Here is a 15882-nt window from a genome sequence, read left to right on the forward strand (position 1 = left end):
GTTTTAGTCTGTTTAATTATTCGGTTCTTAAACTTTTTACAGGGTTTGCTATAGCTGCTTTAAAGCTTTTTAAAACAATGGTTCCAAATGCAATGAGTGTGGTGATGAATGCTGCAAATAAAAACACCCACCAGTTAATTTCTATTCTATATGCAAAATCTTGAAGCCATTGTTCCATCAAGAAATAACCAAGCGGAAATGCTATAACAAATGATACCAATATGAGCTTTATAAAATCTTTGGAAAGCAAACCTATGATCTCTGGAACACTAGATCCTAAAACCTTTCTTATTCCAATTTCTCTCACTCTTCTTTCTGCTGCAAAAGTCACCAGACCAAATAAACCCATGCAAGCAACCAAAATGGTTAACCCCGTAAAAACACTGAGTATATCTCTCATCTTTTTCTCCTTGAGATAAGTGTTGTCAAACGATTCATTTAAAAAAGTGTAACTAAATGGCTGCTTAATATTAATTTTTTGCCATTTACTTTCAATACTCGTAAGAAGTGAAGAAACATCTGCTGTATTAGTTCTTATTATCACCCCACCGTAAGGATTATGTTTTAGGATTAATGGTTCAATTTTACGATGAAGCGACTTGAAATGGAAGTCTTTGACAACCCCTATTACCGTGAGTAATTGACCACCTTCATTTGTATCTTGAGTAAACGTTTTACCTATAGGATCTTCATAAAAACCTAGCGATTTTGATGCAGTTTCATTAATAATTACTTTATCCTGTTCAGCGCCAAATTCTTTTGAAAAATTTCTTCCTTCTAAAAGTTTAAGTTTGAGTGTAGGAATGTAATATTCATCTACATTATAAATAAACATCCTACGTTGATATTCATCTCCTAGTAAGACCCCAGACATACTCACATCGGTTTCACCAGCGGGTAAAAAAGATGAGTTAGTAATGGATTTTACTTTTGGATCTTCTAAAACTTGATTTATAAATGATTGGCGTTGCTCACCAATTAATTGGGCATCTCTAATTACTAGAATGTGATCTTTGTTGTACCCAAGATCTTTATTCTGAATAAACGCCAATTGTTGGTATACGATAATTATAGCCAGAATAAGCCCCGCTGATATGACAAATTGAAAGATTACAAGCCCATTTCTTAAATTGCTTTTACCAGAAGTTGTAAACTTGCTTTTTAAAACTAAAATAGGTTGAATGGATGAAAGGTAAAATGCTGGGTAACCACCAGCCAGTACAGTTACGATAAAAATCAAGATTAAAGTTAATATAACAATCGAAAATTGAAGCAAATCTTTTATTTCAAATGCTTTACCTGCAAGTTGATTGAAGGTTGGAAGAAAAAGAAACACTAATAATCCAGCTAACACTACCGCAATAATAGTTGCGATGAATGATTCAATTAAAAACTGTTTTATTAACTGATTTTGTTTGGAACCAAGGGCTTTTCTAATTCCCACTTCTTTTGCTCTTTTTGAAGCAGCAGCAGTGGCTAAATTCATAAAATTTATACAAGCAATTAGAAGCATAAATAACGCTACTGCCCCGAAGATGTATAAATATTTGACATCCATCCCAGGTTTCAAGTCACCGCTGCTCACAAATCCAGGATTCAGATGAATAGCTGTTAACGGTTGTAAAAAAAGACCCACTTCATTTTCATCTTTAAATTTAGAATAAGATACCCCTAGTGCTTCCCGGATTTGGGGGCCCATATACTTATTGATTATTGTTGGTAATTTTGCTTCTAACTCTTTATACTTGCTACCATCTTTCAATAGTAAGTAGGTGTGAAAGTCAGAATTAACCCAAGAGGTACTATTTGCATATTCATACCCATTCATAGAGGCAAATACATCAAATTCAAAATGGGATTTTTTAGAAATCTCTTGAAATACGGCTGTTACTGTAAATTGCTTATCCCCTTCTTCAAAGCTTAAGTTTTTACCTATTGGATCTTCAGTTCCAAAATAGAGATTAGCTTGATCTTGACTTATAATTATTGAATTTGGATTTTCTAGAGGATTGGCACTATCCCCTTTTATAATATCAAAATCAAATACTTCAAGAAATCCTGAATCTATATAAGCAAACTCAAAATCACGGAAATGTTTATTATTATAAGTGAATTTGGGGTCGTTCATTTTCCGAAGTCGAACAGCATCAATTACCTCTGGAAACTCACTTTCTAAGGTTTGTGCAACAGGTGGCATGACTACAGCTTCACTTATTTGTTCACCACCAACATTTGCCTTAAAAACCACCCGAACAATATCATCAGCCTTTTGATTGAATTTATCGTAGCTTGACTCATCAAGTATAAAAAGAAGAATAAGTAAACATGTAGCCAAGCCAAAACTTAAGCCTATAATATTTATGCTGTATATTCCTTTATTCTTTAGAATATTTCTGAATGCGATTTTAAAATAGTTCCTTATCATAATGATTTTTTTATGCTCTATTCAGTACTTGTTGTAGAAATAATGTTTATTCTGCTTTTAAACTATCTACCGGATTTGCCATAGCAGACCTAATGGCTCGCAGACCTAATGTTAATGAGGTAATAGCCAACGCTATAAAAGCAGCTAATCCAAACATCCACCACTTAATGGTAATACTATAAGCAAAACTATCTAACCATAAATTCATGGTGTACCAAGCTATAGGAAAGGCTATAAGTGTTGCAATGCCCACTAATATGATGTAATCTTTAGATAAAAGAATCACAATATTGGACACACTAGAACCTAAAACTTTTCTGACTCCAATTTCTTTTACTTTTCGTTTTGCCGAAAAAGAAATTAAACCAAAAAGACCTAAACTAGAAATGAAAATTGCCAGAATAGCAGTAATACTAACGGTTTGAAGAATACCCTCAATGAGTAAATATTGCCCACTAACTTTATCTGCTAGTCTCGATTGTACATACGTTTTTCGAGAATCTATGCTATTAAATGTTGAGGTTAATATATTCTCGATCGCAGCTTCATGCCCTTCTTGAACACGAACTGTTAAAAATCGATGTGCTTCTAGTCTTTTACGGTCTCTAAAAATGTGAACCAATGGTTCTACTGCATTTTGCAAGTCTTGGTAATGAAAGTCTTTTACAACACCAACTATTGGATATCCTGATTCTTCATTACCTTTAAATTTCATTCTTTTTCCCTCAATGGATTCCCACCCAAAGGCTTTTAGCGCAGCTTCATTAATAATAGCTGGATGATCATCAGCCTTATCAAGATTTCTGTCAAAATGACGGCCTTTTATAATTGGAACTTCCAAGGTTTTTAGATACGAATCATCCGCATAAGAACGTCGCATCCTAACGTCTGTGTTTTGAACAGGATCACTATAGGTGCTATAATTAAAATAATAATCTGAAGGTATAGACTGACTTGTAGAAACACTTTTTACATAAGGACTAGATTCTAAGGTATTCAAAAGTGCATTAAATTTTGATTGAGCGACATCTATATTTTTATAGTCCAAATCTATATGACCTACCAAGATATTTTCACGTTGAAAACCAAGGTCGGCATTTTTCATATACCCGATCTGTGTATTCAAAATTATAGCGATACTTATGCAAAGAATCGCTATACTAAATTGTAGAATAATAAATGAATTTCGCCATATAAAATTATGCTTTATATGTTGCAGTTTCCCTTTAATTCCCATGGTTACAGGAATTTTCACAAACCGAAGACTTGGAAAAACAGAGACCAATAAGGTTGACAAAATTCCTATCAATATAATACCAATAACTACTGGGTAATCCTCCAGAAAATCAAATGAAATTTGACCAAACTCGGGGCCAAATGTATCATTTAATCTTGGTAGATTTATGCTTAGAAATAAAAATCCCGATAGGAGTATTGATGTAAAAACCAAGATACCATTCTCTATACAATACTGGATAATAAGGCTTCTTTTAGTACTTCCTAACACTTTTCTCACCGCAATGGTCTTGGTGCGACTAAACATGGTTGAGGTGTTGAGATTGAGAAGATTGACTAAAATGATAAATAAAATAAAAAAAGCAGCTGCTATAGAACTCGTGATAATGATATCAACAACAGGAATGGCATTTGTTCTCATCGCTTCAAAAGACATAACCTTTATGTCTGCAATTGTTGCTATATCATCATAATTTGCTTTTAACAATTGATCCACTTGGTTTTCAAGTTTTGTAATGTCTGCATTAGCTCGTAACTTCAAAAAAATTGGCGAAAAACTATTGCTCCAATTCGTCTGTGCTTTAAAAATTGGGTTGTCTTCAAGAATGGTGTTAGGCAATAAAACTCCCAATCGGAACGAGGAATATGGGCTAATGGGTTCAATAACTCCTGTTACTTTTAAATTCAAGGTATCTGCACCAATAAGGGTCTTGCCAACAGGGTTTATATCACCAAAAATTTGTTGACTGACTTTGTTGGTAAGCACTACGGAATACTTTTCTTTCAATGCTGTTTTGGCGTCACCATATTTTAAAGGAAGCTCAAATACCTCAAAAAATTCAGGATTAGCATAACTAGTTTCTTTTTGAAAATCTCTACCTTCAAATTCTAACCAAATATTACCCCAACCATGCATGTGTGTCCCAGCAACCACCTCGGTTGAATTTTCAACCAATTGATCTAATAAAGGGTAGGGAACTTCTCGGTAATTGTTACCATCTTTTAAAATGGTCTTTAGGTAAACAATTTTATCTTTTTCAGGGATATATTCATCAGCAGTGTAATAAGCATACACAGAAAATAATAAAGTTAATACGCTTGAAATACCAATACTAAGACCAATAAGGTTTAGCAGGGAAAGTGTTTTATTTTTCCAAAGATTCCTAATTGATATTTTAAAATGATTTTTAAGCATAATGCTGATTTATTTATGGTTATCAAAAGTGAATTATTCGGTTCTTAGACTTTTAATAGGGTTGGCTGTAGCCGCTTTTATGGCTTGAAAACTGACGGTAAGCATGGCTATGGAGATTACCATGAACCCAGCGAGGGCGAAAATCCACCAGGAGATATTTATTCTGTAAGCATAATCTTGAAGCCAATTATGCATAATGAACCAAGCTAAAGGAATGGCAAACAGAAGGGCTACAAATATGAGAATCAGAAAATCTTTAGATAACAACTTGACTATTTTCAATACACTAGATCCTAAGACTTTTCTTACTCCTATTTCTTTTTTTCGTTGTTCGGCCATGTAGGCAGAGAGTCCAAAAAGTCCAATACAAGAAATGAGTATTGCTATGATGGCGAAGATTTTAGATAAATCTCCTATCATTTGTTCACTCTTGAACTTAGAGTTAAAGCTATCATCTACAAAATTGTACTCGAATGGAAAGCCTGGATTGTAAATATTGAATATTTCTTCAATTTTGTCTAGAACTAGTGATGTTTTCACCCCTTCAGTAGGCTTGATATACATATAATCTGCACCTTCATCTTCATGAAAAAATACAACTGGATCGCTATTGCCATACATATCTCCATACAAATAATCTTCAACCACTCCAGTAACAATTAATTCATCATCACCCCAGTAAATCTTACTCCCCAATACATCATCGGTATTAATAAGTTTTGCAAAGGTTTCAGTAATCAAAACACTACTGCTATCAATAGCTTTAGATTTACCAAATCCTCTGCCTTCCTTAATTGACATTCCAGCAGCATCAAAAAAGTTAGGAGTGACAGTTCTGAATGAAATCAAAATATCTGAGTTTTCTGGTTTTCCTGCCCAGCGAATACTTGATGTATTATTACCCTCAGATAATATATGAGAATTCATGAGTCCAGTACTCTGAACAAGTCCAGTTGAAGTTAACTCTTGCTCTATCAGTTTAAAATTTTTAATAATTTCTCCTCCTGCAGCAGGTATTTCTATCAAATTGTCTTTATCTAATCCAAGATTACGGTTCTTAATATGATCTACTTGTTGATAAACTATAATAGTGCCTATTATCAATACTATAGAAGTTGCAAATTGACCCACAACTAAGCATTTTCTTATCAAAGAGGCATTCCAAGAGTTTTTAGGATTCCCTTTTAGAACATCAATAGGCTTGAATCCTGAAAGATAAAATGCTGGGTACAAGCCTGCCAAAAGTCCAGAAATTAAGGTAATAGCTAATAGTGAGAATACATGCAACGGAGACGTATAATCCAAGCTTAAATTTTTATCGACTAAAAGATTAAACTCAGGAAGAAGAAGTAATAGACCAATAACACTAATAATAGATGCTAATCCTGCAGTCAGTAGGGACTCTGTTATAAATTGAAAAATTAATTGTTTTCTTCCAGAGCCTAAAGCTTTACGCATGCCCACTTCTGTTGCACGCTTTTGACTTCTGGCAGTTGCCAAATTCATGAAATTAACACAAGCAATAGCTAAAATAATTAGTGCTATTAAACTGAATAATTGAACATATTCAATTCTACCCCCGATTATTTTTCCATCTTTAAAATTGTCGCGTAAATGCCAATCATTTGCAGAAAATAATATCGCTTTAGTCTCTTCATCTCCAGTCTTAGCAGGAAGAATAGCTCGAACTTTTTCATCTACCTCATCCACATTTACTCCCGAGGCTATTTTGACGAAGGTGTCAGTAAAATTTGATCCGTAGTCTTTTGACCATTCCTTACCATCTGTGAAATTTTCGAAGGGAACTAACCATGAGAAATGATGAGTAGAATTATCAGGTAAATCCTTTATAACTCCTGTTACTTTAAAACTATGTTTTCTATCAACTTCAATCGTTTCACCAATAACCTTTTTGTTTTTTTCAAAAAGTATGGAAGCGACTTTTTGTGTTATGACAATACCATGCTTACTATTAAAAGCTTCTTTTGCGTTGCCTTCGATAAAGTCAAGATTGAAAATATCAATGATATCTTGATCGGCATAAGCGCCAAAACTTTTGACATTTTTATCGTTTACACTGAAAAGGAAGTCTTGATCCCTCAATCGAGTAGTTTTTAAGATTTCAGGAATTTCTTCCTTTAACACTCCTGCTAAAGGACCAGGTGTAGCCATGAAAAAAGTCCTCCATTCACCATCATATTTCTGATTGGTTGGAATCTTAAAAACCAAATTTTTATCTTTAATACTCTCGTCATAACTCGTTTCGTCTTCCACCCATAGTAGAATAAGACTCGCACAAGTTATTCCTATAGCCAGACCAAATATGTTTAGTAAGCTGTATCCTTTGTTTCGGAGTACATTCCTCCAGGCTATTTTAAAATAATTCTTGATCATGATTTCTTAGTGAAAAGTGAATGACTCGTTTATACTAATATGTTTTCGGTGACCTTTTGTCCATCGAGCATCCTAATGATTCTGTGGCTAAACTTGGCGTCATGTTCGCTATGTGTAACCATGATGATCGTAGTTCCCGCTTCATTGAGTTCTGTAAGCAAGTCCATGACTTCATTTCCATTGGTACTATCCAGATTTCCTGTGGGTTCATCTGCCAGAATAAGTTTGGGTTTATTTACAACTGCTCTAGCTACGGCGACACGCTGTTGTTGACCCCCAGATAATTGCTGCGGAAAGTGTTTTCTACGGTGCATGATTTGCATCTTCTCCAGGACTTCATGGACTCGCTCTTTTCGTTCAGCAGGTTTTACGCCTGTGTAGATGAGAGGTAGTTCTACGTTTTCAAAAACCGTCAGTTCATCAATGAGGTTAAAACTCTGAAACACAAAGCCAATGTTGTGTTTTCTTAACTGTGCACGTTTGCTTTCATTGTAGCCAGCAACTTCTATCCCGTTGAATAAATAACTACCTCCATCTGGATCGTCTAAGAGGCCGAGGATGTTTAATAAGGTGGATTTTCCACAGCCAGAAGGTCCCATAATGGCTGCAAACTCGCCTTCTTTGACTTCAAATGAAAGTTTGTTGAGCGCTATGGTTTGTACCTCTTCGGTTTCGTAATATTTTTCTAGGTTGGTGATTTTTATCATTTTAATCAGTTTTGTCTTTTTATTGAGTTTTAATTTAATACAAGTTCCTGAACGTCTCCAAAATTCGAATAACTCGAGGTAATAACCTTGTCTCCAGGTAGTATACCCTCTAGAACTTCATAATATTCTGAATTTTGACTTCCAAGCTGTATTGGTGTTTTATAAGCTGTCTCTCCATCTTCGGCAATTTTAAAAATCCAATTGCCACCCGTCTGTTGGAAGAATCCTCCTTTCGGAATTAAAATAGCTTCCTTCTCTTGACTCAGTGCTAACCTGATTTGAAAAGTTTGGCCTCGTCTTAAATTTTCTGGGACATCACTCCCAAACTCCATATCTACCAGAAATCTTCCGTTGGTGACTTGGGTGTATACTTTCTTGATTTCTAAGCCAAATTCTTTATTTCTATACTTAAATGTTCCCTCTTGTCCAGCAACAACTCTAGAAATATAATGTTCATCAATTTCAGCTCTTATTTTGAATCCAGTAAGTACATCTAGTTGTCCTAAACGCTCTCCTTTCGTTTTGGATTCTCCTATTTCTACATCCAGAGACGTTAGCTGTCCATCAATTGGAGCTCTTACTACTAGATCTTCTACTTTTTTTTGCATGAGTTCTAAAGCTTTTTGAGTGCGCTGATAAGAAGTTTTGCTTTGAGCTGCTTCTTGCTTTGTAGCAATAGAATCCTGTTGCATCACTTCTTGCGCCAGCTTCATTCGATTTTTTTGATAGTTGAAATTGTTTTCAGATTCTATAAATTCCTGTCTTCCAATTGCTCCTTTATCCAATAAGCGTTTGTTTAAATTATAAACGCGTTTAGCTTCAATAAGGCTGTTCTCCACATCGGTTAATTGATTTAATCTATTGATGGTATTTTGGCGGGCTGCAGTTTGAGAGATTTGCATTTGCGTGAGTAATTCAAAAACCGAAGTTTCTTGATTCACGAGACTTAATTCAAGATCAGTATTGGATAACCTCAAGATAGGCTCACCTTCTTTCATCATGGCTCCATCTTCCACAAACTTTTCTTCTACTCGACCACCTTCTATAGCATCCAGATAAATAGTTTTAATGGGAAGAACTGCTCCATTGACAGGAATATTTTCCTGAAAACCTCCTCGCTTTACCTCATTGATGCTGATGCGTTCGGTTTCAACGTTCAATTTTGAATTGCCACTTGAGGAATAAATCACAAAAAGTACAAGAGAAGTCAACAAAACCACACCTACAGCCATTGCTATTTTCTTGAGAGTAAATCGTTTCTTTTTTAATGGTATATCCATAAGGTTTAATCTTTTTTTTAGATCTAATAGATAATTCAGTGCCACAATTTTAAAACACTGTATTCCAGTATATTAAATAAATTGTTCAAAAATAAGGTGTTCGAAAATGAACACTTTATGTCCGCCTCCGATACAGTTTCAGGAACACCCGTTTTTATACCTATATAATTCTGAAGAAGTTTGAATTAATTGTAATATTGTGACTATGCAACTTAAACAGGCCAACATTTTAATTATTGATGACGACCAAGATGTACTCACGGCATTACGCTTGTTGCTAAAACCAGTTGTTGCTGAGATTGTTGTTGAAAAACAACCGAGCAATTTGGTTTCCTTACTATCCAGAAATGACTTTGATCTAGTGATTTTGGACATGAATTTTAATGGGCTCATCAATACAGGAAATGAAGGTATTTTCTGGCTTAAAAAAATAAAGGACATCACCCCTACTACTGATGTTATCTTGATCACAGCCTACGGAGATATTAATCTAGCAATACGGTCTCTTAAAGAAGGAGCTTCAGACTTTATCGTTAAGCCTTGGCAAAATCAAAAGGTAATAGACTCCGTAAAGGATCTGATTCTCAATCGAAAAAGCAAAGGAAAAGAGATAAAAGCCTCAGTTGATGGCTCAAAACTCATTGGAGAGAGTGACGATATAAAAGAAGTTTTCCATAAAATCCATAAGGTAGCACCAACAGATGCGAACATTCTTATACTTGGTGAAAATGGAACTGGAAAAGACCTGGCTGCAAAAGCCATTCATGAAAATTCTAATCGAAAGAATAAGCCTTTTGTCAAAGTGGACGTGGGAGCTTTGACCTCTTCTCTATTTGAAAGTGAATTATTTGGGTATAAAAAAGGAGCTTTTACAGATGCAAGAGAAAACCGAAAAGGACGTTTTGAAGCCGCTCAAGGCGGAACTTTATTTTTAGATGAAATCGGTAACATTAGTTTAGCTCAACAAGCAAGATTACTGACTGTACTTCAAAACAGACACATCACCCCTTTAGGCTCAAACGAAGTTATTCCTGTAGATATCAGATTGATTTGCGCTACAAATTTGGAGATTTCAGAATTATCGAATGAAGCTAAATTCAGGAAAGATTTAATTTATAGAATCAATACGGTGGACTTGGTCATGCCTCCACTTAGAGACAGGCCAACCGATATTACTTTACTCGCTAAGCACTTTCTGGAAATTTATTCAGAAAAATATACGAAAGGGCCGTTTAAGCTAGACCCTGAATTTATTGGAAAACTAAAAAGTCATCCATTTCCTGGTAATGTAAGAGAACTTCAATTTGTCATTGAACGCGCAGTGATCATGGCTGAAGGCAAGCTACTTACTGCAAAAGACCTTTCTTTCTCTTCTTTAGAAACAAAACTAGAAAAGACAAACCTGGAAGACACTCGACTGGAAACGGTTGAAAAAAATACCATCTTAAAGGTCATAGACAAGAATAAAGGAAACATCTCCAGGTCTGCGAAAGAATTAGGGATAACGCGTGCAGCATTGTACAGAAGATTAGAGAAATATGACCTTTAAAAGTTATCATACGGGAGTTTTTATTCGGATTTTACTGTTGATCATTTCAATAGGGTTTTCAACTTATTATTTTTTGAAAGACTCCTATTATATAGCCGCTGGAGCTTTTTTGATACTCCTTTTTTTAACCTATGAGTTCTTTAGATTTTTAAGCAAAAGATTTCTAATCCTTGAAGATTTCTTCGAATCCGTCAAATACAGGGATTTTTCAAGACATTATCTTGAGAAAAACAAATCTAAAGACATTCAGTCTCTCTATGAGGGCTTCAATACTGTGAATTCTGTGATCAGAAAAATCAATACTGAAAAGGAAACCCAATACCTTTATCTCCAAAAAATACTAGAATTGATAGACATCGGTATCCTTGCTTATAACACTAAAAACGGCAAAGTGCTATGGGCGAATGAATCCATTTTAAATTCACTAGATTTTCCTTATTTCAAAACCATCAGCTTTGTAGAAAAGCGTAATTCTAAACTATTTGACCTTTTATTTAATAACTATTATTCGAAAGCCAAGACTCTGGAAATACCAGTTAAAAAAGAAAGCATTAAAGCATTAGTGTCAAACGCACTCTTTCAAGTTGGAGACGAGTCCTTTAAATTGATCGTTCTTCATAATATCGAAGACACTCTGAACAAAACAGAATCTGAAGCCTGGAAGAAATTATTGAGCGTGATGACTCATGAAATTATGAATTCTATTGCTCCCATCACCTCTTTGGCTGGTACCTTAAAATCACAAATAGAAACTTATGCTGAACATAGAAATCCTCTTAACTTAGATATTGACGATTTATACACAGGCTTATCAAGTATTGAAAAAAGAAGTGAAGGCCTTTTAAAGTTTGCTAAAACTTACCGAAGTCTTAGTAAAGTGACTGATATTGATAAAGAACAGGTTCATCTGGGCAATTTATTCAAAAATTTGGAAATTCTTTTGAAACCCAGCAAAGCAGTGCATTTGGAATTAGATTTTGAATTGGGCAATGATAATTTTAAAGTAGAAGCCGACGCTTATTTACTTGAACAAATTTTAATCAATTTGGTACTCAATGCTTTTGAAGCTTGCCAACAAACCACCTCTCCAAAAGTAAAAGTTATTGCTGAGAAAAAATTTAATAGCCAGGTACTCATATCCGTAATAGACAACGGCCCTGGGATTCCAGAAGAAATAAAAGACCGTGTCTTTATTCCGTTTTTTACTACCAAAAAACACGGAAGTGGAATTGGCCTGAGTCTTTCCAAGCAAATCATGACGCTTCACGGAGGTAGAATTCAAATCCAAAGCCTTCAAGAAAAAGGAACTTCTGTCCAACTTATTTTTAAGGACTGACGCATTTTACAGTGTGGTAATCTAATAACTTCTTCTGAATTTTTTTTCGACTGAAAAATCGATCAAATTGATAAAGTTTTCATGAACTCCCAGAGTGCTGTCCAGCTGAAGTTGGTTGATGAATTTCAAAATAGAATCCGAGTTGAATTTCAAGTCTGGAATTGAAACGTATTTTTCAAATACAGAACCCAGACTTTTGTAGTACAGGGATTCCAGCGGATTCAAATTTATGGGCATGTGAGTTGATAACTCAAACGAGCGGATATTGAAATAATTCAAAACGTGACCTATGTAATTTTTATGCAAAATAGGCTTAGGATTGACAATATTGAGCTCTTCAATAGAAGGAGTGAGGTAGGCATGCAGAACTGCCTTGGATACAAAATCAACTGGCACAATATTGAGACCACTGTCTTTGTCGATCCAGATTCTGAAATTAGCTTTAGAGTCCTTGGCATATTTATTCAAAAATATAGCCCAGGAATAAAAAACGTCAAATTTTGGTGTTTCATAAAAAGGCTTATCAATCAATCGGCCACAGATGATACTTGGTCTGAGAATCTGCACCTTGAGGTTGTGTTTTAGACAAAATTGCTTAACGAAGGATTCACTTTCAAATTTAGATTTTTCGTAGGCGTTTCTGAAGTTTGTGACTGGATAGTCGGCGATGTTTTCTTTTACCTTGTCTTGCTGTATACCATAAGAATAGGCCGTACTAATGTAGATGAACCGCTTAACACAAGCTGGTAATTGTTTCAAAAGGTATTTGGTAACACTAAGGTTTTGTTTTTGAACTTTGTCTTTGGATGTGGTGGTTTGCGCCAAACTTGTGGAAGCAGCAGAGTGTATCACGGTATCAAATTGGAACTTCTGTAAGTTGCTAGCTTGTAATGAAATTAAATCTGAATCGATGACTGTTATCTTAGTTAGACAAGCTTCCAGGCTAAATTCATTCAAAAATTCTGGTCTTGACTCATCTTGCAATACGGCCAGTAAACGCTGGTAAGCCGTTCTATGGTCGCTTCTAATGACAACATATAGATGATCTACAGAGCCTTCAACTAATGCTTTTTGTATCCATTCAAAAAGAATATGACTTCCCAAAATTCCTGTACTTCCTGTAAGCAAACAATTCATTAAAATTTATTTTATAATCCAAATGTAGTTAAGTTTATATTTACCATTCTCTAAGATTTTATAAATACAAAATTTAAACTCAAATAGAAAATTCTCATTAATGATTTATAAAGCATAATTGAGTTATAAAAATGATTCAAAATCATCTATTTAATTTGAATTAAACGTTAATAAATGTTAAAGCGAGACCAATTCGGTTACCAATAATTTTAAGCCTTTCTTATAGCCTGTAAACACTGGATAATCGAAATTTTGGTCGTTCTCCCCGACTCCACGATAATAACCCACTTTTATTTTTATAGAAGTGGGTTTTTTAGTTTACAGATTTTACTTCTTAAAGAGAGCAAAGTCTTATTACTTGAAATAAAAAAATATTAAGTTAGATAACTAAAAAGTCAATGTATCATCCCTACCTCTCTGCTATTTTAATGGTGTTTTGTTTTACATACTTCAACTCTTTTTCTCAAGATTTAGATAAAAGCTTCACCGTAAAATACACCCAAGAGGAATTTGTAATTGATGGTGTTTTAGAGGAAGAAGCTTGGGAATATGCAGAAAGCGTAGGTCCATTTCAGGAGTATTTCCCTGATGACGGTATTTTAGCTAAATTTCAAACCGACATCAAAATATTAGTATCTGATGAAATACTTTATGTAGGCATAAAAGTTTATACGCCTGGCAACGACTACACTGTTGCTTCACTGGAACGCGACTGGAGATCTGGAGGTGCAGACAATATAAGTGTGCTGTTTGATACGTTTAATGATGGAAATAATGCATTCCTATTTGGTATAAATCCTTACGGAGTGAGACGAGAAGTCTTTATCTCTGGAGGAGGTCAAAGTTCTGGAGCGTTTACGACATCCTGGGATGTGAAATGGATTGGAGAAAGCAAGATTTATGACGGTTACTACACTGCAGAAATGGCCATACCGCTTACTTCCTTCAAGTTTAGAGAGGGAGAAACCAAGTGGCGTTTTCAAAGTTATAGGTACGACATGCAAGCCGATGAACGCAGTGTTTGGTTCGATGTACCCCAAAACCAAAGCATTATTAACCTTGCTTTTATGGGTGATATGTATTTCGAAAAACCTTTAGGTCGGTCCAGAACCCCGTTTGCTTTTATTCCTTTTATTAATGGTATTTCTGAAAATGATCAGGAAAACAATACCTCAAATTCAAACATCACCTTTGGCGCCGATGCTAAAGTCTCCCTGGGTAACAGCATGAATCTTGATATCACCTTAAACCCTGACTTTTCCAATGTAGAAGTGGATGATATCTTTACCAACCTAACGCGCTTTGAAGTCAATCTCCCTGAACGCAGGCAGTTCTTTATAGATAATAATGATTTGTTTGGCAATTTTGGTAATTCAGGTCTTGCAAATCCGTTTTTCTCTCGCCGCATTGGTATTGCCACAGACCGATTTGGGAATAGAGTAGAAAACGATATCATTGGCGGTGTTCGACTGAGTGGTAAAATCAGTAAAGATTTAAGACTTGGCTTTCTGAATTTACAGACAGCAAAAAGCTCTGAGCAAGAAGTAGCTTCCAATAATAACATGATGTTTTCCTTGCAACAAAAGTTATTTAGCAGATCTAATATTGGAATCTTTATGATCAATCGGCAAACTTTTGATTCTGATGATTTCATCAGTCCAAACGACGAATACAACAGAGTGGTAGGAATAGATTATAATTTAGCAACTAGCGATAATGTCTGGTTTGGTAAATTTTATGCTCATAAGTCCTTTCAGCCAGAAGAAAGAGACGGCCACTCTGCCGGAGTTTTATTAGGCAGGAATAGTAAAAAATGGAGTGTATCTTCAGACCTTGCTTTTATAGAAGATGACTTCCGGTCCGATTTAGGGTTTATTTTAAGGAAAGACATTATTAGGTCAAGTTCTGATATAACCAGACAGTTTTGGCCTAAAGAAGGAAAAGTAAATAACCATAGGATTAGATTTAATCCAACTGTGATATGGAGACCTAAACTCGATTACCAAAAAACAGATCATGAATATAGGCTAGGTTACGACGTAAGCATGAAAGATTTTACAAGTTTTGGGGTGAATGCTACCAACAATTATATTTTTCTGGATCGCCCTTTTGATCCTACAGGGACAGAAGGCGCAGAAGAGCTTCCTGCCAATCAAGGGTATACCTTCAATGAAGTAGGACTCAACTACAGAAGCAATGATGCTGATATGTTTTCTTATAGAACCTCAGTGAGTTACGGAGATTTTTTTAACGGTGAGCGCTTTTCTATAGGAGGTGAAGCTGTTTTGAGACTACAACCTATAGCAAGATTAAGTTTGAATGTAAATTACGATAGAATCTCATTGCCAGAGCCCTACGAGACTGGGGACTTATGGATAATTGCTCCACGAATCGGATTCACATTTACTAAATCTATCTTTTGGTCGACTGTATTTCAATACGCCAGCCAAAGGGATAATTTTGGAATCAACTCCAGACTTCAATGGCGATTTGCTCCCTTATCTGACTTATTTATAGTCTATAATGATAATTACTTCGCCAATTCCTGGGAGCCAAGGTTCAGGTCTATCAATTTAAAGCTGACTTACTGGCTGAATATCTAAACTTCAATTCTGAAATTTGA

At 35.1% G+C, this 15882-nt stretch carries 9 protein-coding genes; 3 read left to right on the forward strand and 6 right to left on the reverse strand.

The window, feature by feature from the left end:
- Positions 1-16: 16 nt before the first annotated feature.
- Genes LB454_RS02835 through LB454_RS02855 form a run of 5 tightly spaced genes read right to left on the reverse strand, consistent with a single transcriptional unit; the run spans position 17 to position 9237 of the window.
- Positions 17-2425 (reverse strand): ABC transporter permease, encoded by a 2409-nt coding sequence (locus LB454_RS02835; protein WP_224462923.1) that lies wholly within the window; start codon positions 2423-2425, stop codon positions 17-19.
- A gap of 46 nt (positions 2426-2471) precedes the next feature.
- On the reverse strand, positions 2472-4856 hold the full coding sequence (locus LB454_RS02840; RefSeq protein ID WP_224462924.1) for an ABC transporter permease: 2385 nt from the start codon (positions 4854-4856) through the stop codon (positions 2472-2474).
- Positions 4857-4889: 33 nt separating this feature from the next.
- Positions 4890-7250 carry an ABC transporter permease gene (locus LB454_RS02845; RefSeq protein ID WP_224462926.1) on the reverse strand — a complete coding sequence of 787 codons (2361 nt, stop codon included), beginning with the start codon at positions 7248-7250 and terminating at the stop codon, positions 4890-4892.
- Positions 7251-7279: 29 nt separating this feature from the next.
- Positions 7280-7957: an ABC transporter ATP-binding protein gene (locus LB454_RS02850; RefSeq protein WP_224462928.1), complete on the reverse strand. Its 678-nt coding sequence runs from the start codon at positions 7955-7957 to the stop codon at positions 7280-7282.
- A gap of 29 nt (positions 7958-7986) precedes the next feature.
- Positions 7987-9237: an efflux RND transporter periplasmic adaptor subunit gene (locus LB454_RS02855; protein WP_224462930.1), complete on the reverse strand. Its 1251-nt coding sequence runs from the start codon at positions 9235-9237 to the stop codon at positions 7987-7989.
- A 205-nt stretch (positions 9238-9442) separates the two neighbouring features.
- Between LB454_RS02855 and LB454_RS02860 the strand changes: the two genes are divergently transcribed.
- Both LB454_RS02860 and LB454_RS02865 read left to right on the forward strand, forming a co-directional pair.
- Positions 9443-10786, forward strand: coding sequence for a sigma-54-dependent transcriptional regulator (locus tag LB454_RS02860; RefSeq protein WP_224462933.1), 1344 nt, complete (start codon positions 9443-9445; stop codon positions 10784-10786).
- Positions 10776-12122, forward strand: a complete 1347-nt coding sequence (locus tag LB454_RS02865) for a sensor histidine kinase (protein WP_224462935.1) — start codon at positions 10776-10778, stop codon at positions 12120-12122. The genes LB454_RS02860 and LB454_RS02865 overlap by 11 nt, the downstream gene beginning before the upstream one ends.
- Positions 12123-12143: 21 nt before the next feature.
- Here LB454_RS02865 and LB454_RS02870 read toward each other — a convergent pair whose 3' ends face one another.
- Positions 12144-13259: an SDR family oxidoreductase gene (locus LB454_RS02870; protein ID WP_224462938.1), complete on the reverse strand. Its 1116-nt coding sequence runs from the start codon at positions 13257-13259 to the stop codon at positions 12144-12146.
- 398 nt (positions 13260-13657) lie between these two features.
- Here LB454_RS02870 and LB454_RS02875 point away from each other — a divergent pair, with 398 nt between their 5' ends.
- Positions 13658-15862: a DUF5916 domain-containing protein gene (locus tag LB454_RS02875; RefSeq protein ID WP_224462940.1), complete on the forward strand. Its 2205-nt coding sequence runs from the start codon at positions 13658-13660 to the stop codon at positions 15860-15862.
- Positions 15863-15882: the final 20 nt, after the last annotated feature.

Origin of the sequence: Psychroflexus montanilacus (genome assembly GCF_020164535.1) — a bacterium.
GTDB classification, from domain to species: Bacteria; Bacteroidota; Bacteroidia; order Flavobacteriales; family Flavobacteriaceae; genus Psychroflexus; species Psychroflexus montanilacus.

What these genes read in the sequence shown, in the direction of transcription:
- LB454_RS02835 (WP_224462923.1), bottom strand. Translation starts at nt 2,425, where the DNA reads ATGATAAGGAACTATTTTAAAATCGCATTCAGAAATATTCTAAAGAAT.
- LB454_RS02840 (WP_224462924.1), bottom strand. Translation starts at nt 4,856, where the DNA reads ATGCTTAAAAATCATTTTAAAATATCAATTAGGAATCTTTGGAAAAAT.
- LB454_RS02845 (WP_224462926.1), bottom strand. Translation starts at nt 7,250, where the DNA reads ATGATCAAGAATTATTTTAAAATAGCCTGGAGGAATGTACTCCGAAAC.
- LB454_RS02850 (WP_224462928.1), bottom strand. Translation starts at nt 7,957, where the DNA reads ATGATAAAAATCACCAACCTAGAAAAATATTACGAAACCGAAGAGGTA.
- LB454_RS02855 (WP_224462930.1), bottom strand. Translation starts at nt 9,237, where the DNA reads ATGGATATACCATTAAAAAAGAAACGATTTACTCTCAAGAAAATAGCA.
- LB454_RS02860 (WP_224462933.1), top strand. Translation starts at nt 9,443, where the DNA reads ATGCAACTTAAACAGGCCAACATTTTAATTATTGATGACGACCAAGAT.
- LB454_RS02865 (WP_224462935.1), top strand. Translation starts at nt 10,776, where the DNA reads ATGACCTTTAAAAGTTATCATACGGGAGTTTTTATTCGGATTTTACTG.
- LB454_RS02870 (WP_224462938.1), bottom strand. Translation starts at nt 13,259, where the DNA reads ATGAATTGTTTGCTTACAGGAAGTACAGGAATTTTGGGAAGTCATATT.
- LB454_RS02875 (WP_224462940.1), top strand. Translation starts at nt 13,658, where the DNA reads ATGTATCATCCCTACCTCTCTGCTATTTTAATGGTGTTTTGTTTTACA.